At 70.7% G+C, this 25,948-nt stretch carries 22 protein-coding genes; 11 read left to right on the top strand and 11 right to left on the bottom strand.

The annotated features are described in order from the left end of the window. Positions 1–48: 48 nt before the first annotated feature. Both S1361_RS19810 and S1361_RS19815 read right to left on the bottom strand, forming a co-directional pair. Positions 49–963, bottom strand: a complete 915-nt coding sequence (locus S1361_RS19810) for an ABC transporter permease subunit (protein ID WP_208033150.1) — start codon at positions 961–963, stop codon at positions 49–51. Next, positions 953–1,918, bottom strand: a complete 966-nt coding sequence (locus S1361_RS19815; RefSeq protein WP_208036684.1) for an ABC transporter ATP-binding protein — start codon at positions 1,916–1,918, stop codon at positions 953–955. Before S1361_RS19815 ends, S1361_RS19810 begins: the two co-directional genes overlap by 11 nt. A gap of 239 nt (positions 1,919–2,157) precedes the next feature. Between S1361_RS19815 and S1361_RS19820 the strand changes: the two genes are divergently transcribed. The 5 genes from S1361_RS19820 (at position 2,158) to S1361_RS19840 (ending at position 7,439) form a co-directional block, all read left to right on the top strand. Beyond that, positions 2,158–3,000: a M24 family metallopeptidase gene (locus S1361_RS19820; RefSeq protein WP_208033151.1), complete on the top strand. Its 843-nt coding sequence runs from the start codon at positions 2,158–2,160 to the stop codon at positions 2,998–3,000. Continuing rightward, positions 2,997–4,751, top strand: coding sequence for an SDR family oxidoreductase (locus S1361_RS19825; protein WP_208033152.1), 1,755 nt, complete (start codon positions 2,997–2,999; stop codon positions 4,749–4,751). Before S1361_RS19820 ends, S1361_RS19825 begins: the two co-directional genes overlap by 4 nt. Positions 4,752–4,891: 140 nt before the next feature. After that, positions 4,892–5,440: an RNA 2'-phosphotransferase gene (locus tag S1361_RS19830; RefSeq protein WP_208033153.1), complete on the top strand. Its 549-nt coding sequence runs from the start codon at positions 4,892–4,894 to the stop codon at positions 5,438–5,440. A 96-nt stretch (positions 5,441–5,536) separates the two neighbouring features. After that, complete coding sequence (locus tag S1361_RS19835; RefSeq protein ID WP_208033154.1) at positions 5,537–6,439, top strand: LLM class flavin-dependent oxidoreductase; 903 nt, start codon at positions 5,537–5,539, stop codon at positions 6,437–6,439. Positions 6,440–6,548: 109 nt separating this feature from the next. Next, complete coding sequence (locus tag S1361_RS19840) at positions 6,549–7,439, top strand: Cof-type HAD-IIB family hydrolase (protein WP_208033155.1); 891 nt, start codon at positions 6,549–6,551, stop codon at positions 7,437–7,439. A 21-nt stretch (positions 7,440–7,460) separates the two neighbouring features. On the opposite strand, the gene cydD is transcribed toward S1361_RS19840, so the two are convergent. The 3 genes from cydD to S1361_RS19855 are packed head-to-tail and all read right to left on the bottom strand — an operon-like array spanning position 7,461 to position 13,666. Beyond that, complete coding sequence (cydD, locus tag S1361_RS19845; protein WP_208033156.1) at positions 7,461–11,066, bottom strand: thiol reductant ABC exporter subunit CydD; 3,606 nt, start codon at positions 11,064–11,066, stop codon at positions 7,461–7,463. A gap of 59 nt (positions 11,067–11,125) precedes the next feature. Further along, the gene (cydB, locus tag S1361_RS19850) at positions 11,126–12,142 is read right to left on the bottom strand and encodes a cytochrome d ubiquinol oxidase subunit II (RefSeq protein ID WP_208033157.1); all 1,017 of its coding nucleotides are present in this window, start codon (positions 12,140–12,142) and stop codon (positions 11,126–11,128) included. 15 nt (positions 12,143–12,157) lie between these two features. Further along, positions 12,158–13,666, bottom strand: a complete 1,509-nt coding sequence (locus S1361_RS19855; protein WP_208033158.1) for a cytochrome ubiquinol oxidase subunit I — start codon at positions 13,664–13,666, stop codon at positions 12,158–12,160. Positions 13,667–13,874: 208 nt separating this feature from the next. On the opposite strand from S1361_RS19855, the gene S1361_RS19860 reads away from it, so the two are divergent. Beyond that, positions 13,875–14,252, top strand: a complete 378-nt coding sequence (locus S1361_RS19860) for a cyclophilin-like fold protein (protein WP_208033159.1) — start codon at positions 13,875–13,877, stop codon at positions 14,250–14,252. A gap of 13 nt (positions 14,253–14,265) precedes the next feature. On the opposite strand, the gene hisC is transcribed toward S1361_RS19860, so the two are convergent. Continuing rightward, positions 14,266–15,345, bottom strand: coding sequence for a histidinol-phosphate transaminase (gene hisC, locus S1361_RS19865; protein ID WP_208033160.1), 1,080 nt, complete (start codon positions 15,343–15,345; stop codon positions 14,266–14,268). Positions 15,346–15,798: 453 nt separating this feature from the next. Between hisC and S1361_RS19870 the strand changes: the two genes are divergently transcribed. The 3 genes from S1361_RS19870 to S1361_RS19880 all read left to right on the top strand — a co-directional run bounded on the left by S1361_RS19870 (position 15,799) and on the right by S1361_RS19880 (position 19,339). Continuing rightward, on the top strand, positions 15,799–16,908 hold the full coding sequence (locus tag S1361_RS19870; RefSeq protein WP_208033161.1) for a LacI family DNA-binding transcriptional regulator: 1,110 nt from the start codon (positions 15,799–15,801) through the stop codon (positions 16,906–16,908). Between the two features lie 306 nt (positions 16,909–17,214). Beyond that, on the top strand, positions 17,215–18,297 hold the full coding sequence (locus tag S1361_RS19875; RefSeq protein ID WP_208033162.1) for a metallophosphoesterase: 1,083 nt from the start codon (positions 17,215–17,217) through the stop codon (positions 18,295–18,297). A 181-nt stretch (positions 18,298–18,478) separates the two neighbouring features. Further along, positions 18,479–19,339 carry a hypothetical protein gene (locus S1361_RS19880; RefSeq protein ID WP_208033163.1) on the top strand — a complete coding sequence of 287 codons (861 nt, stop codon included), beginning with the start codon at positions 18,479–18,481 and terminating at the stop codon, positions 19,337–19,339. Positions 19,340–19,511: 172 nt separating this feature from the next. Here the strand turns inward: S1361_RS19880 and thiC are convergent, their stop codons facing one another. After that, entirely contained in the window at positions 19,512–21,296 is a 1,785-nt protein-coding gene (gene thiC, locus S1361_RS19885; RefSeq protein ID WP_243769232.1) for a phosphomethylpyrimidine synthase ThiC, read from the bottom strand. Between the two features lie 250 nt (positions 21,297–21,546). On the opposite strand from thiC, the gene S1361_RS19890 reads away from it, so the two are divergent. After that, entirely contained in the window at positions 21,547–23,022 is a 1,476-nt protein-coding gene (locus S1361_RS19890; RefSeq protein ID WP_208036686.1) for a YibE/F family protein, read from the top strand. 136 nt (positions 23,023–23,158) lie between these two features. Here S1361_RS19890 and S1361_RS19895 read toward each other — a convergent pair whose 3' ends face one another. From S1361_RS19895 to S1361_RS19910, 4 genes are all read right to left on the bottom strand, one after another. Then, on the bottom strand, positions 23,159–23,596 hold the full coding sequence (locus S1361_RS19895; RefSeq protein WP_190046215.1) for an SsgA family sporulation/cell division regulator: 438 nt from the start codon (positions 23,594–23,596) through the stop codon (positions 23,159–23,161). A 99-nt stretch (positions 23,597–23,695) separates the two neighbouring features. Beyond that, on the bottom strand, positions 23,696–24,430 hold the full coding sequence (locus tag S1361_RS19900) for an IclR family transcriptional regulator (RefSeq protein WP_425088039.1): 735 nt from the start codon (positions 24,428–24,430) through the stop codon (positions 23,696–23,698). Positions 24,431–24,844: 414 nt separating this feature from the next. Beyond that, positions 24,845–25,057 carry a DUF5326 family protein gene (locus tag S1361_RS19905; RefSeq protein WP_208033165.1) on the bottom strand — a complete coding sequence of 71 codons (213 nt, stop codon included), beginning with the start codon at positions 25,055–25,057 and terminating at the stop codon, positions 24,845–24,847. Between the two features lie 131 nt (positions 25,058–25,188). Continuing rightward, positions 25,189–25,506, bottom strand: coding sequence for a cupin domain-containing protein (locus tag S1361_RS19910; protein WP_208033166.1), 318 nt, complete (start codon positions 25,504–25,506; stop codon positions 25,189–25,191). A gap of 60 nt (positions 25,507–25,566) precedes the next feature. Between S1361_RS19910 and S1361_RS19915 the strand changes: the two genes are divergently transcribed. Then, positions 25,567–25,944, top strand: coding sequence for a phage holin family protein (locus tag S1361_RS19915; RefSeq protein ID WP_208033167.1), 378 nt, complete (start codon positions 25,567–25,569; stop codon positions 25,942–25,944). Positions 25,945–25,948: the final 4 nt, after the last annotated feature.

The raw sequence follows: 25,948 nt of genomic DNA on the forward strand, positions 1-25,948 counted from the left end.
GCAGCCCATTCCTTGGAAGGGTGGTGGCGGGGGACGGGCTGGTCGTGGTCACAGTCCCACCTTCCGGTAGCGGCGGATCAGGAGGCCGTAGCAGGCGGCGATCAGGCCGAGGACGAACAGGACGTAGACCGCGCCCTCGCCGCCGGACGGGCCGGCCCCGCCGGGGAAGGTGGAGTTGCCGCCGAGGAAGGCGGACTGCACGCCGTCGATCAGCGTGATCGGCGAGAACAGGCCGATCCACGGGATGGCGCCGGTGCTGTCCTGGGTGTAGGCGATGGCCTGGAGGGTGGACACCGCGCCGTAGGAGATGGTCAGTACGGCGATCACGGCGGCGATGCCGAAGCCGCGGCGCGGGGTGAACGCGGCGATGACCAGGCCGATTCCGGCGAAGAGCAGCGAGAGCAGGGCCACGGCGACCAGTCCCTGGGCGAATTCCTTGGTCTGGTGGGCAAAGCCCATCTTGGACAGCAGCGCGCCCGCGTACATCACGAGCAGCGGGGCGCCGGTGAGGACGAAGAGCGCCGAGGCGAGCGCCGCGAACTTGGCGCGGACGTAGTCGGCGGTCTCGATGGGCCGCGAGAAGTACAGCGGCACGGTCTTGAAGCGCAGGTCGCGGGAGACCGCCTGGGGTGCCTGCGAGGCGACGTACAGGCTGATCACGGCCTGCATGATGATCGCGTACCGGGTGTAGGGCACCGGCAGTTCGTGCGCCTTGGTGGCGACGGCGACCGCGACCATGATGGCGGCGGGCACGCACATCACCGCGAACAGCAGCATGGGCAGCACCTTGGACTTCACCGAGCGGCCGAGGCCGTAGGCGCCGCGCAGGGACTGCGAGTACAGCGAGCGGCGGGCGTAGGCGCGGCCGAGGCGCGGGCCGTCGTAGCCGCGGTAACCGATGTCGTGGATGCGGGTCTGGTCGCCGGCGGGCGCCGCCGCGTACGTGGGCTGCTCAACCGCCATGACCGACGGCCTCCTTCCGCTGTTCGTCGCTGCTGGTGAACACCTCGGAGATGTGGTGCCGGCGCTGTTCCATGCGGACCAGGCCGAGGCCGAGGTCGGCGACCACGTCGCGGACGAGGTCGTAGGTCTCGTCGCCCGTGGCGGTCAGCAGCAGGATGTGTCCGGCGCCGGGCAGGCCGCCGGCCTCCGCGTGCGTGTCGACCCCGCGCGCGTGGAGCGCCTCGCGGACCGCGCGGGTGCCGTCCGGGTGGGTGTCGCTGTCGGTGACCTCGATCGCGAGGGTGGTCGTGGTCTGGGTGAAGTCGGTGGTGGAGCTGGAGCGCAGCAGCTTGCCGCCGTCGATGACGACGACGTGGTCGCAGGTGCGCTCCAGTTCGCCCAGCAGGTGCGAGGTGACCAGCACGGAGATGCCGAAGTCGGTGTGGATGCGGCGGATCAGGCCGAGCATCTCGTCGCGGCCGACCGGGTCGAGGCCGTTGGTCGGCTCGTCCAGGAAGACCAGCTGCGGGTCGTGCACCAGCGCCTGGGCGAGCTTCACCCGCTGCTTCATGCCGGTCGAGTAGCCGCCGATGGGGCGGTAACGCTCCTCGTACAGACCGACGTGGCGCAGGGTGTCGGCGGTGCGCTCGCGGGCGGCGGCGGGCGGCAGGCCGGACATGCGTGCCATGTGGACGACGAACTCGGTGGCCGAGACGTCCGGCGGCAGGCAGTCGTGCTCCGGCATGTATCCCACGCGCTCGCGGATGGCGGCGCCCTTGCCGGCGACGTCAAGGCCGAGTACCTCGGCGCGGCCCTCCGTGGCGGGGGACAGCCCCAGCAGGATCTTGATCAGGGTGGACTTGCCGGCGCCGTTGGCCCCGACGAGTCCGGTCACACCGGGTCCGATGTCCACGGACAGCCGGTCGAGCGCGGTCACCCGGGGGAACCGCTTGCTCAGGCTTTCGGTCGCGATCACAGTCACGTCCTCGACGGTAGTGATCCGGACCACGTCCGTCGTCAGACCTCAGAGCCGTTTGCCCATCCGCCCCAGGTATTACGGGGCCTTAGGGGACGCCCACCCAGGGGTGGGGCCGGGGGCGCCGGGCCGCCGTCGTCCACAGCCCTTGATCCCGCCTATTGACGCCGCCTCTAACAACTGCCAGATTCGCCTGTGTCACGTTACGGACCAGTAGCCTGCTCGACGGACGGAGCAGTATGACGACGGCAGTGGGCAGCGAACTCTCCGCGGAGCTGCGGGGGTTCCGGCGGGTGCAGCGCCTTGCCTACGAGTGCGCGGAGGCGGTCGCGGCCCGCCTCGAACCGGGCGTGACCGAGCGCGAGGCGGCGCGGATGCAGCGCGCGTGGCTGCGCGAGCGCGGGGTGCGGGACTGGTTCCACCTCCCCTTCGCCTGGTTCGGGGACCGCACGGCGTTCGTGGGCTTCCGCCTCCCGCTGCAGTTCTTCCCGACCGACCGCGCACTGGCGCCGGGAATGCCGTTCATCCTCGACATGGCCCCGGTCTACGAGGGGTACACGGCGGACATCGGCTACTCGGGCTCGCTGGGCGTGAACCCCGTGCAGGACCGGCTGACGGCCGACCTGGAGGCCCACCGCGAGCTGATCCTGCGCGAGGTGCGCGAGCGGCGCCCGCTGCGGGAGATCTACCGGGAGGTGGACCGGCTCATGGTCCGCCAGGGCTACGCCAACCGGCACCGCGCCTACCCCTTCGGGGTGATCGCCCACAAGGTGGACCGGGTGAAGCAGCGCCGCTTCTCCCCGCACCTGTTCGGGTTCGGCACGCAGGCCCTCAAGGGGCTCGCCGCCGACGCGCTGCGCGGCCACCGCGAGGGCTGGTCGCCGCTGTGGTCGCCGTACCGTTTCTCGGACCATCCGCCGCAGCCGGGCCTGTGGGCGGTCGAGCCGCACCTCGGCTTCCGCGGCACGGGCGCCAAGTTCGAGGAGATCCTGGTGGTCACCGACTCCCGGGACCCCGAGGAGAGCGCGTTCTGGCTGGACGACGATCTGCCGCACACGCGGCGCTGGGCGGAGGAGAAGTGACACTGCGAGACGCGCGTGAGCGCCGGGTGCGGACCGGCGGGGTCGAGCTGTGCGTGGCCGAGCTGGGCGACCCGGAACAGCCGACGGTGGTGCTGGTGCACGGCTACCCGGACAGCAAGGAGGTCTGGTCGGAGGTCGCCGCGCGGCTCGCGGACCGTTTCCACGTGGTCCTGTACGACGTCCGGGGCCACGGCCGCTCCACGGCGCCCCGGCCGCTGCGCGGCGGCTTCACGCTCGCGAAGCTCACGGACGACTTCCTGGCCGTCGTGGACGCGGTCAGCCCGGACCGGCCGGTGCACCTCGTCGGGCACGACTGGGGCTCTGTGCAGGCCTGGGAGTTCGTCACGGTGGCCCGCACGGAGGGCCGTATCGCCTCCTTCACCTCGATCTCGGGACCGTCCCTCGACCACTTCGGGCACTGGATCGGCGCGCGCGTGAAGCGCCCGACGCCCCGCCGGGTGGGCCAGCTCCTCGGCCAGGGCGCCAAGTCCTGGTACGTCTACCTGCTGCACACTCCGGTCCTGCCGGAGCTGGCCTGGCGCGGCCCGCTCGGCAAGCGCTGGCCGAAGATGCTGGAGCGGGTCGAGCGGGTCCCCGGCGGCGACTACCCGACCGGTTCCCTCCCCTCCGACGCGGCCCACGGCGCCTGGCTGTACCGGGACAACGTCCGCGCCCGGCTGCGCAGACCGCGCCCCGACGCGTACGCACACGCGCCCGTGCAGCTCATCACGCCCCAGGGGGACGCGTTCCTCTCCGAGCGGCTCTACGACGACCTGGACCGGTGGGTGCCGCAGCTGACCCGCCGCACGCTCCCGGCCAGGCACTGGGTCCCGCGCACCCGTCCCGACCAGGTCGCCGCCTGGATCGAGGAGTTCGTGACATCGGTGGCCGGCGGGCGTCCCGCTCCGGCCGCCACCGGCCGTCATGCCGACCGGTTCGCCGGACAGCTGGTGCTGGTCACCGGCGCGGGCAGTGGAATCGGCCGGGCCACCGCGTTCGCCTTCGCGGAGGCCGGCGCGCGCGTGATCGCCGTCGACCGCGACGCCGAGGCCGCGGCGCGCACCGCGGAACTGGCCCGGCTGGCCGGCGCGGCCGGCGCCTGGTCCGAACCGGCCGACGTCTCCGACGAGCAGGCCATGGAGAAACTCGCGGAGAAGGTCCACCACGAGCACGGCGTGCTCGACGTGCTGGTCAACAACGCGGGCATCGGTCTGTCGGGCTCCTTCTTCGCCACGACGGCCGACGACTGGCGCAAGGTGCTGGACGTCAACCTGTGGGGGGTCATCCACGGCTGCCGGCTCTTCGGGGCGCGCATGGCCGAGCGCGGCCAGGGCGGCCACATCGTCAACATCGCGTCGGCGGCGGCCTACCAGCCCTCGCGCGCGCTGCCCGCCTACAGCACCTCCAAGGCGGCCGTGCTGATGCTCTCCGAGTGCCTGCGCGCCGAACTGGCCTCCCAGGGCATCGGCGTCACCGCGGTCTGCCCGGGCTTCGTCAACACCGACATCACCTCCACGGCCCGCTTCACCGGCGTGGACGAGGCGGAGCAAGAGCGCCGCCGGCAGCGCTCCGCCCGCCTGTACGGACTGCGCAACTACCCACCGGAGAAGGTGGCGACCGCCGTGCTGGACGCGGTGATCGGCAACAAGGCGGTGGTCCCGGTGACCCCGGAGGCCAGGGCAGCCCGTCTGCTGTCCCGTGTCGCGCCGGGGCTGTTGCGGCGGATCGCCCGGGTGGAGCCGAGGCTGTGAGGAGTGCTTCCCGGTGGCCCGCGCCCGCAGGTTGTCCACAACTTCGCCAATTCCCCTGTGGATAACCGCACTTGGCTGTGGATCAAACCTCCGGAGAAAAACAACCTGCGTGATCCGCGTCTCTGCCGCACGCTGGAGCCATGGACGACCGCCGCACCGTGAGGGTGTCGAAATACCTCTCCAGACACCTGCGCCACCAGCCCGAACGCATCGGGCTCAGCCCGGACGCGGGCGGCTGGGTGGAGATCGACGCGCTGATCGCCGCGGCCGCGGCCCACGGGTTCCGGTTCAGCCGCGAGGAGCTGGATCACGTCGTCGTCGCGAACGACAAACAGCGCTTCGCGATCGAGGGCCGCAGGATCCGCGCCAGCCAGGGCCACAGCATCGAGGTGGACCTCGGTCTGCCGCCGGCGACCCCACCGGCGTACCTCTACCACGGCACGGTCGCCGCGCACCTGGACGCCATCCGCGCACAGGGTCTGCGGCCCATGACCCGGCACGCCGTCCACCTCTCCGCCGACCGGGAGACCGCCACCCGCGTCGGCGCCCGCCGGGGCCGGCCCGTGGTGCTGGCCGTCGACGCCGGTGCCATGCACCACGACGGTCACGTCTTCCACGTCAGCGCCAACGGAGTCTGGCTGACGGCGGCCGTGCCCCCGCGCTACCTGCGTTTTCCCGGCGCCCGCTGAGGCGTGCGGCCCTGCTCCCCGGCCCGCGCGTGGCCGTACGGCTGCGTACGGTGACCGGTTCGTCGGTTGCCGGCGCCGCCGCTTACGCTCGGACGCATGAGTCTGCGTCTGAGCACCGTGATCCTGCCGTACCGCCGTTGGCACGAGGGCGCCCGCGCGGCCTGGGTGCGCGCCGAGCAGCTCGGCTTCCACACGGCGTACACCTACGACCACCTGTCCTGGCGCAGCTTCCGTGACGGCCCCTGGTTCGGCGCGATCCCGACGCTGACGGCGGCCGCGGCGGCCACCGACCGGCTGCGCCTCGGCACGCTGGTCACGTCGCCGAACTTCCGCCACCCGGTGACCCTCGCCAAGGAGCTGATCTCCCTGGACGACGTCTCCGGCGGCCGGATCACCCTCGGCGTCGGCGCGGGCGGCACCGGGTTCGACGCCACCGCCCTCGGCCAGGAGCCGTGGACCCCGCGCGAGCGCGCCGACCGGTTCGCCGAGTTCGTGTCCCTGCTGGACCGGCTGCTCACCGAGGACGCGGTGTCGTACGAGGGCCGGTTCTACTCGGCGCACGAGGCCCGCAACATCCCGGGCTGTGTGCAGCGCCCCCGGCTGCCGTTCGCCGTGGCGGCCACCGGCCCGCGCGGCCTGAGGCTCGCCGCACGGTACGGCCAGGCGTGGGTGACCACCGGCGACCCGAAGCTGTACGAGAACGGCACGCCGGAGCAGTCCGTCGCGGCCCTGCGCGGGCAGATCGACAAGCTGGCCGAGGCGTGCGAGACCGCCGGGCGGGACGTCGCCGGACTGGACAAGGTCCTGCTCACCGGCTTCACCCCGGACCGGAACCGGCCGCTCGCGTCCCTGGACGCCTTCGTGGACTTCGCCGGCCGCCACCAGGAGCTGGGCTTCACCGAGATCGTGATCCACTGGCCCATCCCGGACTCCGACTTCGCCGCGGACGAGAAGGTCTTCGAGCGGATCGCCATGGAGGCCCTCGCCCAGCTGGACTGAACGGCCGACCGGCTCGGTCGGGTCGGACCGGTCGTCCCGAGGCGGGTTGACCGCCTCGGACGTCATCTGTGTCTCATCTGCGCGCAGTCCCGCACGGCCGTGCGCGCATATGCGCGAGAATGACCGGGTGATCTCAGCGACCAGACAGCCCGGGACCCCAGCCGCCGCCACCCCCGCGCGGCTGATCGCCACCGACCTCGACGGCACTCTGCTGCGCGACGACAAGTCGGTCTCCCCACGGACCGTCGCCGCCCTGGCCGCCGCCGAGGAGGCCGGAGTCGAGGTCTTCTTCGTCACCGGCCGCCCGGCCCGCTGGATGGACGTGGTCAGCGACCACGTCCACGGCCACGGCCTGGCGATCTGCGGCAACGGCGCCGCCGTGGTCGACCTGCACGGCGGCCCCGGCGCCCACCGGTTCGTGAAGGTCCGCGAACTGTGCCGGGAGAACGCGCTGAAGGCCGTACGGCTGCTGCGCGACGCGGCACCCGGCACGGTGTTCGCGGTCGAGCAGACGTACGGCTTCCACCAGGAGCCGGACTATCCCAAGCTGCACATGGAGATACCGGACAACCTCCTGCCGGCCGAGGAACTGCTCGCGCCCGACGGCCCCGACGCCGACCAGCCCGTGCTCAAGATCCTCGCCTACCACCCCTCGCTCGACCCCGACGCCTTCCTCGCCATCGCCCGGCCCGCCGTCGCCGACCACGCCAACGTCACCCGCTCCAGCCCCAGCGCCCTGCTGGAACTGAGCGGCCTCGGCGTCTCCAAGGCCAGCACCCTCGCCCTGTGCTGCGCCGAGCGCGGCATCTCGCCCGAGGAGGTCGTGGCCTTCGGGGACATGCCCAACGACATCGAGATGCTGACCTGGGCCGGCCAGTCCTACGCGATGGGCAACGCCCACCCGGACGCCATCGCCGCCGCGTCGGGCCGCACGGTCGCCAACAACGACGACGGTGTCGCGGTGGTGATCGAGCAACTGCTGGCGAACCGGGTGCGGTAGCGGGGAGCGGCGCGCGGTGCCTCAGCCCGCCGCCGGCAGCGGCTCCGCCTCGGCCTCCCGGTGTGCCATCTCCCGCAGCGGACCGTCCTCGGCGATCAGTGCCGCGTACGGTCCCCGCTGCACGACCCGGCCGGCGTCGAGCACGATCACCTCGTCCACCGCGTCCAGCCCGGCCATCCGGTGGGTGATCAGCACCGTCGTACGGCCCTCGGTGGCGGCCAGCAAATCGGCGGTCAGCGCGTCGGCCGTCGGCAGGTCCAGGTGCTCGGCGGGCTCGTCCAGCACCAGCACCGGGAAACCGGCCAGCAGCGCGCGGGCCAGCGCCAGCCGCTGCCGCTGGCCGCCGGACAGCCGCGCCCCGTGCTCGCCCACGAGCGTGTCCAGGCCGTCGGGCAGCGAGTCCACCCAGTCGAGCAGCCGGGCCCGGGCCAGCGCTTCCCGCAGATCGGCCTCGGTCGCGTCCTTCCTGGCCAGCAGCAGGTTCTCGCGCACCGAACTGTCGAAGAGATGCGCGTCCTGCGCGCACAGCCCGACGAACCGCCGTACGTCGTCACCGGCCAGCGCGCACGCGTCCACACCGGCGAGCGTGTACGAACCCGCCTCCGGGTCGAGGAACCGCAGCAGCACCTGAGCGAGGGTCGTCTTGCCGGCACCGGACGCCCCCACCACCGCGACCCGGCGCCCCTGCTCCAGCGTCAGGTCCAGCCCGGCCAGCGCCTCCCGGCGCTGCCCCTCGTACCGGGCGACCACACCCTTGACGACCACCGGGAACGGTGAGGCGGGCGCCTGCCGGGGCGACTCCGGTTCGCGTACGGGATCGGGTGCGTCCAGAACCTCGTACACGCGCTCCGCGCTGCGCCGCACCCGCTGCCGGTACCGCACGGCGAGCGGCAGCCCGAGTACGGCCTCGAAGGCGGCCAGCGGGGTCAGGACCACCACGGCCATCGCCACGCCGCCCAGCCGCCCGGCCGCCACCGCCTGGGCGCCGAACGCCGCGGTGGCCGTGACGGTCAGCCCGGAGACCAGCGCGGTCAGCCCGTCACCGAGCCCGGTGACGGCCGCGCCCCGCGCGGCGATCCCGGTGAGGGCGCCGTCGGCCCGCCGGGCCGCGTCCGTACGGCCCGGCAGCGCACCGGCGACGGTCAACTCGGCCGTGCCGGTGAGCAGATCGGCCACCCGGGTCGCGAGCACGCCCCGGGCGGGCGCCAGCCGCCGCTCGGTCCGCCGGGCCACGGTCGCGGTCAGCAGGGGGACGCCTGCGCCCGCCGCCAGCAGGCCCCCCGCGAGGGCGGCGCCGGCCTCGGGCAGCAGCCAGGCCGTGAAGCCGACGGAGGCGGCGGAGACGGTGAGGGCGACTCCGGCGGGCAGCAGCCAGCGCAGCCAGTAGTCCTGGAAGGCGTCCACGTCCGCGACCAGCCGGGTGAGCAGATCACCGCGCCGGGCACCGCGCAGCCCCGCGGGAGCCAGGCGTTCCAGGCGCCGGTACACCGCCACCCGGGTGTCGGCCAGCATCCGCAGGACGGCGTCGTGCGACACCAGCCGCTCGGCATACCGGAACACGGCCCGCCCGATCCCGAAGGCCCGGGTCGCGGTCACCGCCACCATCAGATAAAGCACCGGCGGCTGCTGCGAGGCCCGCGAGATGAGCCACCCGGAGGTCGCCATCAGCCCGACAGCACTCCCGACCGCCAGACTTCCCAGCGCCAAGGCCCCGGCCAGCCGCCCCGCCCACCGCCGCCCGTCCCCCCGGACCCGCGCCGGCACACGCCGCCCCCGCCGGGCCTCCCCCTGCCCCGGCACACGCTCCAGTCCCCCACCCCGCGCATGGCCCACCACACCGCCGAGCCCCCCGAGCCCGGCCCGCTCCGGCCCACCGAGCCCGGATGCCGTCGGTTCATTCTCCAGCTCACCGAGCCGGGTGGCGGGTGCGCGAAGGCCGGGATCCAGGGGGCGGAGCTCACTGGCAGGTCCGCCGGAGACCCGGCGCCGCCCAAGCTCGGCACCTCTCAGCCGTACCACCCTGTCGGCCACCGCCAGCAACGCCGGCCGGTGCACGACGATCAACACGGTGCGCCCCACAGCAAGCCTGCGCACCGCATCCACGACCTCCCCCTCGGTCCTCCCGTCCAACGCAGCCGTCGGCTCATCCAGCACCAGCACAGGCCGGTCCGCGAGAAACGCCCGAGCCAGAGCGAGCCTCTGCCGCTGCCCCGCCGACAGCCCCGCCCCGTCCTCCCCGAGCACGGTGTCGACACCCTCCGGCAACCCCGCCACGAACTCCCACGCCCCCGCGTCCCGCAGAGCCCGGCACACGGCACCGTCGTCGGCCTCCGGCCGGGCCAGCCGCACGTTCTCCGCGACGGTCCCGGCGTACAGATGCGGTCGCTGCGGCACCCACGCGATCCGAGACCGCCACTGCGCCAGGTCGAGCCCGGCGAGGTCCGCGCCCCCGATCCGCACCCGCCCCTCGGTGGGCCGTACGAATCCCAGCAGCACGTTCAGCAGCGTGGACTTGCCCGCCCCGCTCGGCCCGACCAGCGCCACTGTCTCCCCGGGCTCCACGGTGAACGACACACCGGTCACCGCATCCGAAGCCCGCCCCGGATAGCGAACGGTGACACCCTCGAAGGCCACGGCACCCGCAGGCACCGCCTCGGTGCCCGACACCGGCACCGGCGTCTCCAGCACGGAGAAGATCTCCTCCGCGGCGGCCAGCCCCTCCGCCGCCGCGTGGTACTGCGCCCCCACCTGCCGCAGCGGCAGATAGGCCTCGGGCGCCAGCACCAGGATGACCAGCCCGATGTACAGGTCCATCTCGCCGTGCACGAGCCGCATCCCGATCGTCACGGCGACCAGCGCCACGGACAGCGTGGCCAGCAGCTCCAGCGCGAAGGAGGAGAGGAAGGCGATCCGCAGGGTCCGCAGCGTGGCCTGGCGGTACTCTCCGGTGATCCGCCGGATGGACGCGGCCTGCGCCTTGGCCCGGCCGAACACCTTCAGCGTGGGCAGTCCCTCGACGACGTCCAGGAAGTGACCCGACAACCGAGACAGCAGCCGCCACTGCCGGTCCATCCGGGACTGGGTCGCCCAGCCGATCAGCATCATGAAGACCGGAATCAGCGGCAGGGTCCCAATGATGATCGCTGCCGACACCCAGTCCTCGGTGACGATCCGCGCCAGCACCGCGACCGGCACGACCACGGCGAGCCCCAGCTGCGGCAGGTAGCGCGCGAAGTAGTCGTCCAGGGCGTCGACCCCGCGCGTGGCCAGGGTGACCAGCGAGCCGGTCCGCTGACCACTCAGCCACCCCGGACCGAGCGCCGCCGCCCGGTCGAGCAGCCGCCCGCGCAGTTCGGACTTCACGGCCGCACTCGCACGGTGGGCCGCAAGCTCGGTGAGCCACGCGACGACCGCTCGCCCCACAGCCACGGCAGCCAACATCAGCAGGGGAGTGCGCAGTTCAGCGGCCGACTGCCCGTGCTGGAACGCTCCGACGACGATCTCCGCGACGAGCATCGCCTGAGCGATGACCAGCCCGGCACCGACGGCGCCCAGCCCGACCACCGCCACGAGGAAGAGCCGAGTGGCGCGGGCGTACCGCAGAAGGCGTGGATCGATTGGTTTCACGTGAAACATGCCCTTCCGTCCACAGGGGGTGTTTCACGTGAAACACCCCCTCGGCGGACTCAGTGCGCGGTGCCGGCGGCGTCGGCGGCGATGTGCTGCGTGCCGATCCGCTTGCGGAAGACCCAGTAGGTCCAGCCCTGGTAGAGCAGGACGATCGGTGTGGCGATCACCGCCAACCACGTCATGATCTTCAGGGTGTACGGGCTCGACGAAGCGTTGGTGACCGTCAGACTCCAGTCCCCGTTCAGCGTGGACGGCATGACGTTCGGGAAGAGCGACAGGAAGAGCATCGCCACGGCGGCCACGATGGTGGCGCCGGACAGTGTGAACGCCCAGCCCTCACGCCCGAGTTGGTTGGCCACGAGGGCGGCCACCAGGGCGACGACGGCCACGATCAGGGCGGCCAGGCTCGCGGCGTCACCGCTGTCGGCCTGCGTCCACAGCAGGAAGGCGAGCGCCACGACGGCCGCGACCAGGCCGACCCACCGGGCCAGTTTCCGTGCCCGTACCCGGATGTCCCCGACGGTCTTGAGCGCGGTGAACACCGCCCCGTGGAAGGTGAACAGGGTGAGTGTCACCAGACCACCGAGCAGCGCGTAGGGGTTGAGCAGGTCCCCGAGGCTGCCGACGTACTCGAAGTGCCGGTCGATCTTCACGCCCCGCACGATGTTCCCGAAGGCCATGCCCCACAGGAACGCCGGGATCAGCGAGGTCCAGAAGATCGCCGTCTCCCAGTTGCGCTGCCAGGTCTCCTCCGGACGCTTGGCCCGGTACTCGAAGGCGACACCCCGGACGATCAGGCAGACCAGGATGAGGAGGAACGGCAGGTAGAAGCCGGAGAAGAGGGTCGCGTACCACTCCGGGAACGCGGCGAAGGTCGCACCGCCCGCGGTGAGCAGCCACACCTCGTTGCCGTCCCAGACCGGACCGATCGTGTTGATCAGCACCCGGCGCTCAGGCCGGTTCCGGGCCAGCAGTCTGGTGAGGATGCCGACTCCGAAGTCGAAGCCCTCCAGGAAGAAGTAGCCGGTCCACAGGACGGCGATCAGGACGAACCAGACGTCGTGAAGTTCCATGGCTGTTCCCTCGGCCTAGTACGAGAAGGCCATCGGCTTGTCGGCGTCACTGGTGTCGCCGCCGATCTTCGTGGGCGGATTGAGGTCGGCCTCGGTCAGCTCGGGCGGGCCGGCCTTGACGTACTTCGCGAGCAGCTTGACCTCGACCACGGCGAGGATCGCGTACAGCGCGGTGAACACGGTCATCGAGGTGAGGACCTCGCCCTGGGAGACACCGGGGGAGACCGCGTCCCGGGTCCGCAGGACGCCGTAGACGACCCACGGCTGCCGGCCCATCTCGGTGAAGATCCAGCCCCAGGAGTTGGCGATCAGCGGGAAGGCCAGGGTCCACGTCGCGATGCGCCAGTACCAGGGGGTGAGCTTCGGGCTGAGCGCCTTGTTCTTGAACAGCACCAGGTGTGGCACCTCGTCGTCACCGACCCGCAGGTGCTGCGGCAGCATGAACTTCCTGCGGGTCAGCCAGAGCCCGGCCAGGCCGATGGCGAAGGAGGCCATGCCGAAGCCGATCATCCAGCGGAAGCCCCAGAAGGCGACCGGGATGTTGGGCCGGTAGTCGCCGGGCCCGAACTTCTGCTGCTCGGCCTTGTCGACGTCGTTGATGCCGGGCACGTACGAGGTGAAGTCGTCGTTGGCGAGGAAGGACAGTACGCCCGGGATCTCGATGGCCACGGTGTTGTGGCCCTTGTCCACATCGCCGTAGGCGAAGATCGAGAACGGCGCCGGCTTCTGGCCGTCCCACAGCGCCTCGGCGGCGGCCATCTTCATCGGCTGCTGCTTGAACATCACCTTGCCGAGGGTGTCGCCGCTGACCGCGGTGAGCAGACCGGCGATGACCACGGTGATCAGGCCGAGCCGCAGCGAGGTCTTCATCTCGCGTATGTGCTTCCTGCGGGCCAGGTGGTAGGCGGAGATGCCCACCATGAAGGCGCCACCGGTCAGGAAGGCCGCGGAGAGGGTGTGGAAGGCCTGGCTGAGGGCGGTGTTCTGGGTCAGTACGGCCCAGAAGTCGGTCAGCTCGGCCCGCCCCTTCACCTTGTCGATCTTGTAGCCGACCGGGTGCTGCATCCAGGAGTTGGCCGCGAGGATGAAGTACGCCGACAGGATCGTGCCGATCGAGACCATCCAGATGCAGGCCAGGTGGATCTTCTTGGGCAGCTTGTCCCAGCCGAAGATCCACAGACCGATGAAGGTGGACTCGAAGAAGAACGCGATCAACGCCTCGAACGCGAGCGGGGCACCGAAGATGTCACCGACGAAGCGCGAGTAGTCCGACCAGTTCATGCCGAACTGGAACTCCTGCACGATGCCGGTGACCACGCCCATCGCGATGTTGATCAGGAAGAGCTTGCCCCAGAACTTCGTCGCCCTGAGGTACTTCTCCTTCTCCGTGCGCACCCAGGCCGTCTGCAGCCCGGCCGTGAGGGCGGCCAGGGAGATCGTCAGTGGAACGAACAAGAAGTGGTAGACGGTGGTGATGCCGAACTGCCAGCGCGCCAGTGTCTCCGGCGCCAAAGCCAGGTCCACGTCGTCACTCTCCTTACTACGCCGTGGTACAGCGGCGGTTTGCCCCTTTTGCTGCACACATACGGAGCAAACGGGACCGAGCTTGTGAACGCGTTCACATTCACAAGCCATTATGACGCACTGATTTTCGGCCGCGGAAGGGGGGTCCCCCTTCGCCTTCCCGTCAAGACCTTGGCAGCGACTTCAACATCTTGTTGAATTGCGCGCCATGCAGATACGCATCTCCTGGCCCGCGGGGCACCTCACCGCGACCCTCGACGCAGACACCCCGACCACCCAGGCCCTCGCCAGGGCACTGCCCCTCGCTGCGACCGCGCGCACCTGGGGGGAGGAGGTGTATTTCGACACAGGCGTCTCTGTTTCACGTGAAACGGACGCCCGGCAGGTCGTGGAACCAGGCACGGTGGCCTTCTGGACGGACGGCGACGCACTCGCCCTCCCCTACGGCCCCACGCCGATCTCGCAAGGCGTGGAGTGCCGCCTCGCGAGCCCGTGCAACATCCTCGGCAGCGTGGACGGGGACGCCGGCCTCCTGTCGACCGTACGGGACGGCGACCCCGTCCGAGTGGAGCTGATCGAGGAGTAGAGCTGCTGCCGAGCTAGATCTCCTTGCGGAATCCCTCGGCCACCTTCAGGAAGATGTCGTTCGCCTCGGCCTCGCCGACCGTGACCCGCACACCCTCCCCCGGGAACGGCCGGATCACCACACCGTGCTCCTCACAGGCCTGTACGAACGGGACCGTACGCTCCCCCAGCCGCAGCCACACGAAGTTGGCCTGCGTCTCCGGCACCGTCCAGCCCTGGGCCCGCAGCGCGTCGACCACGCGCGTGCGCTCGCACACCAGCGAGCCGACCCGGCCCAGCAACGCGTCCTCGGCCCGCAGAGAGGCGATCGCCGCCTCCTGCGCCAGCTGGCTCACCCCGAACGGCACCGCCGTCTTGCGCAACGCCGCCGCCACCGGCTCGTGCGCGATCGCGAAACCGACGCGCAGCCCGGCCAGCCCGTACGCCTTGGAGAAGGTCCGCAGGACGCAGACGTTGGGGCGCTGACGGTACAGCTCGACACCGTCGGGCACCTCGGGGTCGCGGATGAACTCCCGGTAGGCCTCGTCCAGCACCACCAGCACATCACCGGGCACCCGGTCGAGGAACCGCTCCAGCTCGGCCCGCCGCACCACCGTGCCGGTCGGGTTGTTGGGGTTGCAGACGAAGATCAGCCGCGTCCGGTCGGTGATCGCGTCCGCCATCGCGTCCAGATCGTGCACGTCACCCGGCGTCAGCGGCACCTGCACCGAGCGGGCGCCGCTGATCTGCGTGATGATCGGGTACGCCTCGAACGACCGCCAGGCGTAGATCACCTCGTCGCCGGGACCGCTGGTGGCCTGGATGAGCTGCTGGGCGACACCCACCGAACCGGTGCCGGTCGCCAGGTGGGAGAGCGGCACACCGAAGCGGTCGGACAGCTCGTTCATCAGCCCGGTGCAGGCCATGTCCGGGTAGCGGTTGAAGTCGCAGGCCGCCGCGGTCACGCTCTCCAGCACACCGGGCAGCGGCGGGTACGGGTTCTCGTTGGAGGACAGCTTGTAGGCGACCGGGCCGCCGGTCGCGGCCGGCTTGCCCGGCTTGTAGGTGGGGATACCCTCCAGCTCGGCGCGCAGCTTGGGGCTCGTCTCGCTCACCGCAGTCCTCCTCGCGACCACCGGCGGCCCGTCGACACCACCGGCTTCCAATACTCCTCACCTTAAGAGGATTCGGCCCCGCTGCGTACAGGTGCGGGACACCCGGAAGCGCGGGCACCGTCCCGGGGAGTGGTGAATCCCACGCCCACCACCGGCATCAGGGGCATCGCCGCACGAAGGCGTACGTTTCGGGGGGCGCGCCGTACATATATCTATGCGCCCGTGGCTTGCGCCGTGGCGCGCGTCCCTCGTGAGGGTGAGTTGAGACCTCATCGAGACATCGGGCACTTGGCAGGCCCATCCGCGTCGACAGGTAACGTCTTACCATTGGATCGTTCAACTACCTTGATTTCCAAGGCAGTTGACGTCCAATGACCATGCAGAAACGTGCCTGTCAATGCGTGCATATGCGTCCGCACTACCCCACCTCATGAGCCCTACTATCGGCTCGCCATGACAGCAGCAGGGAAGCACCAGGTGAGCCGCGCGGAAACCTCACGTCGAGGCAGCCGGCCGGGCCGGGCGGGCATCAGAGACGTTGCCGCCGCCGGGGTCTCCATCACGACCGTGTCCGACGCCCTCAACGGCAAGGGCCGGCTCCCGGATGCCACCCGGCGCCATGTCCGCGAGGTCGCCGACCGACTGGGGTACCGGCCCTCGGCCGCCGCCCGCACCCTCCGTACCGGCAAGTCGGGACTGATCGGCCTGACCGTGACGACGTACGGGGATGAACCTTTCACCTTCACGGAGTTCGCGTACTTCGCCGAGATGGCCCGGGCCGCCACCTCGGCCGCGCTCGCCCGCGGCTACGCCCTCGTCATCCTGCCCGCGACCTCCCGCCATGACGTCTGGTCCAACGTCGCCCTGGACGGCACGGTCGTCATCGACCCCTCCGACCAGGACCCGGTGGTCAGCGAACTCGTCCGGCAGGGCCTGCCGGTCGTCTCCGACGGCCGCCCGGCCGGCTCCCTGCCCGTCACCGCCTGGGTCGACAACGACCACGAGGCCGCCGTCCTCGGCATCCTCGACCACCTCGCCGACGCCGGCGCCCGCCGCATCGGCCTGCTCACGGGCACCACGACGGACACCTACACCCACCTGTCGACCACCGCCTACCTGCGCTGGTGCGAACGCGTCGGGCAGGACCCGGTCTACGAGGCCTACCCGGCGCACGACCCGTGCGCCGGCGCCGTCGCCGCCGACCGGCTGCTCGCCCGCCCCGACCGGCCCGACGCGGTCTACGGCCTGTTCGACCCCAACGGCACCGACCTGCTCGCCGCAGCCCGCCGCTACGGCCTGCGCGTCCCCGACGACCTGCTGCTGGTCTGCTGCAGCGAGTCCACCGTGTACGCCAGCACCGAGCCGCCCATCAGCACGCTCTCCCTGAAGCCGCGCCGCATCGGCACCGCCGTCGTCCAGCTCCTCATCGACGCCATCGAGGGCGTCGAGTCCGACCACACGGTCGAGCAGGTGATACCGACGGAGCTGATCGTGCGCACCTCCTCCCAGCGGCGGTCTCCGCGCACGACGGTCAGCCCCCCGCGCACACCGGACGACGCCTAGCGCGGGCTGCCGCGCCTGCCGGCTCGAAGCCCGGCCGGCGCGGCGAGGACACCGGGAGGCAACCCGTCGACAGAGGCCGGCAGGACGTGACATCGGGCGGTCGGCGCCCCGATCGGCCGACAGCCGGTCGAACATCTGCCCAAACGGGGCGAAAGCCGCGGTGAACCGGAGTCTTGTTCCGATTCACCACCCCTGGGTCATCACACGGCGCGACGCGCATTCCTATGATGGGCCCACGACACCGCGGACCGCTGCGACCAGGCAGTCCGAAGCGGTGCAGATGCGGCGCGATGGTGGAGGGGTCTGATGACTCAGGGGGCCGGTCAGGGACCCGAGGCGGAGCGGACGGCGACGCTGCGCGACTTCCGGGTGCCCGCGTACGTCCATGAGACCGGTCCGTACGTCCGCGGCATCCACCCCGGCGACGTCGTCCCGCCCTCCGACGAGGCGTACCCCGAGGGCTACACACCCACCCAGCGCGACCTGCCCGTCATCAACCGCGGCGACACCCTGCAGGTCCCCGTCGAGCCCGCCCCCGCCGCCGCCCCGGCGCCGCAGCCCGCGCCCGGACCCGGGCCCCTCTACGTCGTCGGTGACGTCCACGGCTACCTGGACGAGCTGGTGGCCGCCCTGCAGGAGCAGGGGCTGATCGACGCCTCGGGCCAGTGGTGCGCCGGCACCGCCCGGCTGTGGTTCCTCGGCGACTTCACCGACCGCGGCCCGGACGGCATCGGCGTCATCGACCTGGTCATGCGGCTGTCCGCCGAGGCCGCGGCGGCCGGCGGCTACTGCAAGGCCCTGATGGGCAACCACGAGCTGCTGCTGCTCGGCGCCAAACGGTTCGGCGACACCCCCGTGAACTCCGGTGCGGGCACCGCCACCTTCCAGGCGGCCTGGCTGCTCAACGGCGGCCAGAAGACCGACATGGACCGCCTCCAGGACCACCACCTGCAGTGGATGGCCCGCCTCGACGCCGTGGAGGAGGTCGACGGCTATCTACTGCTCCACTCCGACACCACCGCCTACCTCGACTACGGCGACTCCATCGAGGCGGTCAACGACACCGTCCGCGAGACGCTGACCCGCAACGACGCCGACGAGGTCTGGGACCTGTTCCGCAAGTTCACCAAGCGCTTCTCCTTCCGGGACGAGGGCGGCGCCGATGCCGTGCGCTCCCTCCTCGATACGTACGGCGGCACCCGGGTCGTTCACGGGCACAGCCCCATTCCCTACCTCCTCGGCGAGGTCGGCTCCGAGGACGGCGAGGAGAGCACCGGCCCGGTCGTCGAGGGACCGCACATCTACGCCGACGGGCTGGCCATCGCCATGGACGGCGGCGTCACCATGGCCGGAAAGCTGCTGGTCCAGCAACTTCCCCTGGATATCTGACCGTTCGACGGGCGGGCGTTCCCTGCCCGCGTACGCGCAGGCAAGGACGCAATTTCCGGCAATCCCCTGTCAACGCGCGCCGTCACGGCTCTACCATCGGCTTATCCGTAGCAGGCTCCCCTCCGTTTCTGCCCGACGGCTCGCCGGCGTGCGAGCCCCAAGCCCTACGGAGCATCGGGGGATGCACATGAACAGCGTTCCGCAGCACCTGCAGAGCGAGGACCGCCAGGAATTCGAGCGGCTCCTCGATGAGGCGCTGCGCTCCGCACCGCACCGACCGGAACTGACCGCCGTCGGCCAGCGCCTCAACCTCGAACAACTGCGCACCATGGCCCTCAGCGCCTCCGCCCTGATCACGGCAGCCGCGGCGGCCGAGTACCAGCACTACGTCAATCTCCGCGACGAACTGCGCCACCCCGCGCTGTCCGTCCCGCCCACCGCCGACAACTCCGATGTGGCGGACGACGGTTCGGGCACGGGTCTGGCCACCACCCTCGGCGAAGCCGCAGAGAGCACCGGCGCGGGCGCCATCGCGGTCATCGCCGTCCTGGCTCCGGTCCTCTCCGGAACCGCCGCGGTGATCTTCCTGCTCGTCGGCTACATCCTGAAGATGCTGGACCCCGGGCACACCCTCGCCCGGACCCTGCTCACCACCGGCTGGGTGTTCGGCGCCATCACCGCGGCGGCGATCCTCGTCGCCGCCGTGGGACTGCTGCTCACCGCCCTGCGCAACAGCAACCCGGCGGACGACCAGGCCCGGGACGCGGCCCACGAGGAGCTGGCCAGGGCCCGGGAGGCGTGGCGGGACGCCCTGCTGGAGCGCGGCATCCTGCCCTTTCTCCAGGAGGCACTCGCCGAGCCCGGCACGACCACCGTGCGCCACCCGGCTCCGCCGGCACCGACCGGCCGCATACCGCGCCTGGGCTACGACCGCCCCGGCTTCAGCAGCCCCGACGACGGCACCGGCTCCGGCCGCCCCAGCTTCACCAGCCCGGACTACACGAGCCCGGACTTCGGCGGCCCCGAGCACCAGCCCGAGTGACCCGGCTTGTCGCTGCTCCACACGCGGGAACACGGTCAGGAACACGGTGCGCCATCGAGGCCAAGCGCACCACCGGGCAATCGTCCTGGTCCCTGACCCGTGCCGACGCGGAGTCCGCGCCTCGCGCCCCGCCTGACGGCGGCGCGGAGACGCGGCCTCCTGGCACCCGGTCTCAGTCCGCGATCGGCAGGTACACCCGGTTCCCCGCCTCGGCGAACTCCTTCGACTTCTGGGCCATGCCCTCCTCGATCTCGGTACGACTGCCACCGTGCTCACGCCGGATGTCCTGCGAGATCTTCATGCTGCAGAACTTCGGGCCGCACATGGAGCAGAAGTGAGCCGTCTTGGCGGGCTCGGCCGGCAGCGTCTCGTCGTGGAACTCCCGTGCCGTGTCAGGGTCCAGGGCGAGGTTGAACTGGTCCTCCCACCGGAACTCGAAGCGGGCGTCGGACAGTGCGTCGTCCCACTCCTGCGCACCGGGGTGGCCCTTGGCGAGGTCCGCCGCGTGTGCGGCGATCTTGTAGGTGATGACGCCGGTCTTGACGTCGTCCCGGTTGGGCAGGCCCAGGTGCTCCTTGGGCGTGACGTAGCAGAGCATCGCCGTGCCCCACCAGGCGATCATCGCGGCACCGATGCCGGAGGTGATGTGGTCGTACGCCGGCGCGACGTCCGTGGTCAGCGGGCCGAGCGTATAGAACGGAGCTTCATCACAGATCTCCTGCTGAAGGTCGATGTTCTCCTTGATCTTGTGCATCGGGACGTGTCCCGGGCCCTCGATCATGGTCTGTACGTTGAAACGCTTGGCGATCCGGTTGAGTTCCCCGAGCGTCCGCAACTCCGCGAACTGTGCCTCGTCGTTGGCGTCCGCGATCGACCCCGGCCGCAGGCCGTCGCCCAGCGAGTACGTGACGTCGTAGGCGGCGAGGATCTCGCACAGCTCCTCGAAGTTCTCGTACAGGAACGATTCCTTGTGGTGCGCCAGGCACCACGCGGCCATGATCGAGCCGCCGCGGGAGACGATGCCGGTCTTGCGGTTGGCGGTGAGCGGGACGTACGCCAGCCGGACGCCCGCGTGGACGGTCATGTAGTCCACGCCCTGCTCGGCCTGCTCGATGACGGTGTCCTTGTAGATCTCCCAGGTCAGTTCCTCGGCCTTGCCGTCGACCTTCTCCAGGGCCTGGTAGAGCGGCACCGTGCCGATGGGGACGGGGGAGTTGCGCAGGACCCACTCGCGGGTGGTGTGGATGTTGCGGCCGGTGGACAGGTCCATGACCGTGTCGGCGCCCCAGCGGGTCGCCCAGGTCATCTTCTCGACCTCCTCCTCGATGGAGGACGTCACCGCGGAGTTGCCGATGTTGGCGTTCACCTTCACCAGGAACCGCTTGCCGATGATCATCGGCTCGATCTCCGGGTGGTTGACGTTGGCCGGCAGCACGGCCCGGCCCGCCGCGATCTCCTCGCGGACCACCTCGGGGGAGACGTTCTCCCGGATGGCCACGTACTCCATCTCGGGCGTGATCTCGCCGCGGCGCGCGTACGCGAGCTGCGTCACCGCCTGGCCGTCGCGACCGCGGCGCGGCTGGCGCGGGCGTCCCGGGAACACCGCGTCCAGGTTGCGCAGCCCGCCACGCGGCGAGGTGTGCTTGATCCCGTCGTCCTCGGGACGGACCGGACGGCCCGCGTACTCCTCGGTGTCCCCGCGGGCGATGATCCAGTTCTCCCGCAGCGGCGGCAGGCCCCGGCGGACGTCCGTGTCGACGAGCGGATCGGTGTACGGGCCTGATGTGTCGTACAACGTGACCGACTGCCCGTTGGTGAGGTGCACCTGACGAACCGGCACGCGCAGGTCGGAGCGCGAGCCCTCGACATACGCCTTGTGCCAGCCGATGGACTTCCCGGCCTCCTGCGACGTCTCGCTCTGAACGGAGGCAGGCGTGCGTGCGTCCTTGTTGGTCATGAGACCTACTCCCTACGCCGGCATTACCCGGTAACAGGTTCGGCGGTCGACGCAGCGGTGTCCGTCTGTCGACGCTTCCTGTGGAACATCGGTTGTTCCACGTGAAACATCGCGTGTACGGAGGTCAGCGCCCTCTCAGCCCGGTGCTCCGAGCTCCCGCGTGTGCAAAGGTGCCTCCACGCTAGCGTCATGTGTGGCGCGGTGAACAGTGGGCCCCCACCGTTCTTGCGATGATCGGGCGGTGACCAGGATGGAGCAGTACCCCTATCAGCCGCCCGAGCCGCACCGCCGAGACGGCACGGACGAGGGCGTCGCACACGGCAGCGGAGTCCGTGAAGGCAGCCGTGTTGCCGCTCCTGCGCACGGCCACCCGAACGGCACCAGTCACTCGAACGGCCAGGGTCACGCGCACGGCAACGGCCACGCGCACGGCCACAGTCACAGCCACGGACCCGCCGCCCCCGTGTCCAAGCACCTGCGCAAGGTCATCGCGGCGATCCTGGTGCCCTTCACGGCGGCGGTCCTGGTCGGTCTCGTGGTGCTCTGGCCGGGGACGGCCCCCTCCCACAAGCGCACGGGTGTCGGTTTCGACCGGCAGGCCCAGCAGGCCACGGTCACCCGGGTCGTCGAGGTCGGCTGCAAGTCGGTGAACGCCTCCGGTGGCGCCCCGACCGGCGACCCCTCCACCGCCGAGGGCACGTCGGCGCAGCAACAGGCCGACGGCACCTGCAAGAAGGCGACCGTCCGCGTCGACACCGGCAAGGACAAGGGCCGTACGTTCACCGAGATCGTGCAGCCGGACCAGACACGGCAGCTGCACCAGGGCGAGAAGGTCGTGGTCGCCTACGAGCCCTCGGCCCCCAGGGAGCTGCAGTATTCGGTGACCGATGTGGACCGCAAGTTCCCCATGGCTCTGCTCGCGGGCATCTTCGCGGTGGCCGTCGTCGTGGTGGGCCGGCTGCGGGGTGTCATGGCGCTGGTCGCCCTGGCCGTGAGCTTCCTGGTGCTGACGCTGTTCATCCTGCCGGCGATCCTGGAGGGGGCGAACCCGCTGGTGGTGGCCGTGGTGGGGTCGAGCGCCATCATGCTGATCGCCCTGTACATGTGCCACGGCCTGTCGGCGCGTACGTCGGTGGCCGTGCTCGGCACGCTGATCTCGCTGTCGCTGATCGGTGTGCTGGGCTCGCTCTTCATCGGCTGGGCGGCGCTGACCGGCAACACCGACGACAACACCGGCCTGATCCACGGCCTGTATCCGTCGATCGACATGAGCGGTCTGCTGCTGGCCGGCGTCATCATCGGTTCGCTCGGCGTCCTGGACGACGTGACCGTGACTCAGACCTCGGCCGTCTGGGAGCTGCACGAGGCGAATCCGTCGATGGGCTGGCGCGGCCTGTACCGGGCGGGCATACGCATCGGCCGCGACCACATCGCCTCCGTGGTCAACACCCTCGTCCTCGCCTACGCCGGTGCGGCACTGCCGTTGCTGCTGCTGTTCTCGATCGCTCAGAGCAGCGTCGGGACCGTGGCCAACAGCGAGCTGGTGGCCGAGGAGATCGTGCGCACGCTGGTGGGCTCGATCGGTCTGGTCGCCTCCGTCCCGGTCACCACCGCCCTGGCCGCCCTCGTCGTGTCGGCGGACCGGTCCGGCCCGGACGCCGCGGGACCCGCAGGGGCCCAGCCCGCGCCGGCACGGGGCGGCCGGGGCCGACGCCGGAAGCGGTGAGGACGGAGGGCCTGGGGCGGCGCGGGCAACCGCGGGCGGTACCCCTCGGTTCCGTCGGGGAGTCCCCTGCAGAAGCGTTCCTGCACAGTTCCGTGCGGCACGGCGGGAGCGCCCGCCGTCCCGTGCCGATGACGCTTCAGCCGGCGCTCTGCTCCTCGGCCAGAATGCGGTCCAGCGCCTCGTCGAGATGCGCGTCGAAGTCGGCCAGCGCACCCTCCTGACCGAGAGGGACGAGCTTGTCCGTGCGGTCGAGGAAGGCCACGAGCGGTGGCGCCGAGGAGCGGAACAGGGCCTGGTCGCCGCCGACCTGAAGCCGGATCAGCACCTCGCCCAGCACCTCGGCATCGGTGGGGGCGATGTGCACGTCCCCCTCCCCGCACGGGCGGCCGACCCCGTCGATCAGCAGCTCCCGGCCGAAGGCCCAGGTCACCGGGGCATCACCGGGCAGGTGAAAGGTCAGCCGCACGGCATAGGGATCACTGGTCTCGTAGCGCAACTCCACTGGGATGCGGAAGGAGAGCTCCTCCGACACGAGAAAGCTCATCATGACTTCTGCCTGTACGGACTCGCGCATCGCCTACCCCGTCATATGACATCGACTGGCCGGGATTGATCCCTCTGACCGTGGTCAAATCTTGCTGAACGTGCACAAGAGATCACAAGGAGTGAGTTTTCAGATACTGATAGAGAGGGCGAGCGCTCCCAGATGCCGCCCGATCTCCGCCTGGAGCCGATGGGCCGCGGGCAACAGCCGGTCGGCCTGGTGTGCGGGGAGCGAGATGGCCAGGGTGGCCGCGGTGGCCCCGGCCGTGAACGGGACCGCCGCACAGACCGTCCCGACCGCGTACTCCTGACGCTCGACCACCGGTTCCATGCGCCGCGTCCGGGCCAGCCGCCGTAGCAGCGCGTCGTTGTCCCGCACGGTGTACGGCGTGACCGGCTGCACGGGATACCGGGCGAGATGGTCGCGCCGCGCGTCCTCGTCCAACTGGGAGAGCAGGCACTGGCCGATGGCGTGTGCGTGGCCGGTCTCGCGGAAGTCCGCCCACTCTTCCACCGCGGGCGCCTGACGGGAGGCGGAGACGCACATGACCTCGATCTCGCCGTCCCGGTACATCGCGTAGTACATCGGTACACCGATGGAATCGCGCCAGTGCGCGAGCGTGTCCGCCACCGTGCTGCGACGTTTCTGCTGCGCTCCGCTGCAGCCCAGCCGCTCCGCCGCGTCACCGAGGAAGAACAGCCCCTTCTCCCGGCGCAGATAACCCTCGTGCACCAGGGTGCGCAGCAGGTGGTACGTCGTGGGCAGCGCGAGGCCGGTCTCGCGGGCGAGTTGTTTGGCGGGGGCGCCGTAGGCGTGAGCGGCGACCGTCTCCAGCAGGCGCATGGCGCGCTGGACGGATCCGATGAGCGTGCCGGGTGGCTCGGAGGTCGCCGGCGGCCCCGGGCGGGTGACGCGGGGCGGTGGTCCGGATCGGTCCGCGGGCTGCGGGGCACCGGAGACGTCCGCGGCGTGAGGCTGGCCGGGAACGGCCACGGGGACGGCCCGCTGGACCGGGGACGCGCAGGAGCGCGGTGGGGCGGGGGGTGCGTGGGGTTCTGCCGGTGCGGTGTCAACCGTGGCCAAGGGTCACTCCCGAAGCGCGAGGGGGGCAGCCCGTGCGGACAAGCACGGAGGGGGTCTGCGCCACCCACGGGGCCGGACCCCGTGGGGAGTTCCGGACTCTAACCGTCCGCCACCGCGCACAGACGGCTCCCGGGGAAACTTCCCTCCCCCGAGGGAACCGGTCATCCCGTCATGGGTGACCTGCCACCGGGCGCCTCACCAGTCGCTGCGGGACGCCGAGCTCCCCATGAACCTGCGCACGACGTAGATGAGTCCGCCCACCAGGGCGACGAAGACCAGCGCCTTGAACAGCAGGCCGATGACGAAGTGGACCACGCTCGCTATCAGGCCGCCGAACACGACCAGGGCGATGATCGGCACCGCGACCCACTTCACCCACCACGGCAGCCCCGCGAAGATCTCTCGCATCGCCTCGTCCTTTGCGTCTCGTACGTGTCGATGTTCCGCATTCGATGCTAGGGCCGCGGAGGGCCGTCGCGGGGGCCTCGCATCCCTTGCCGTCCCCTGACCTGTCCCCTAGGGAACCCTGAGCCGCGGTCTCACGCCTCGGGCGGAGAGAACACCACGAGCACCCTGAGGTCCTCGCTGATGTGGTGGAACTTGTGGGCGACTCCCGCGGGCACGTACACGACGCTTCCCCGTGCCACCTGGGTCGTCTCCAGACCGACCGTGATCGAGGCCCGGCCGCTGACCACGAAGTACACCTCGTCCTGGCCGTGCGGCTTCTGCGGGTCGTGCTCGCCCGCATTCAGCGCGTACAGGCCGACCGACATGTTCCGCTCGCGCAGGAACTGCAGGTAGGCACCCTCGTTGGCGGCGCGTTCCGCCTCCAGTTCGTCCAGCCGGAAAGCCTTCATCGCCGCTGCCGTCCTCGCCTCACTGCTCGTTGTCCCGCGGGGTCTGCCACGATCAGACACATGAAGAATTTCCTAGTCAAGACGATCGCCAACGCGGGCGCCCTGGCGGTCGCGGTATGGCTGCTCGACAAGATCACCCTGACCGGTGACAGCACCGCCAAGAAGGCCGGCACGCTGATCGTCGTCGCGTTGATCTTCGGCTTGGTCAACTGGCTGGTCAAGCCGATCGTGAAGGTGCTCACCTTCCCGCTGTTCATCCTGACGCTGGGTCTGATCACCCTGGTCGTGAACGCCCTGATGCTGCTACTGACCTCCTGGGTGTGCAGTCAGCTCAATCTGAGTTTCCATGTGGAGGGATTCTGGACGGCCGTGCTCGGCGGTCTGATCATCTCCGTCGTCTCCTGGGCGCTGCACGTCGTCCTGCCCGACGAGGACTGAGCAC

The organism is Streptomyces cyanogenus, from assembly GCF_017526105.1.
In the GTDB taxonomy this organism is placed as follows: domain Bacteria; phylum Actinomycetota; class Actinomycetes; order Streptomycetales; family Streptomycetaceae; genus Streptomyces; species Streptomyces cyanogenus.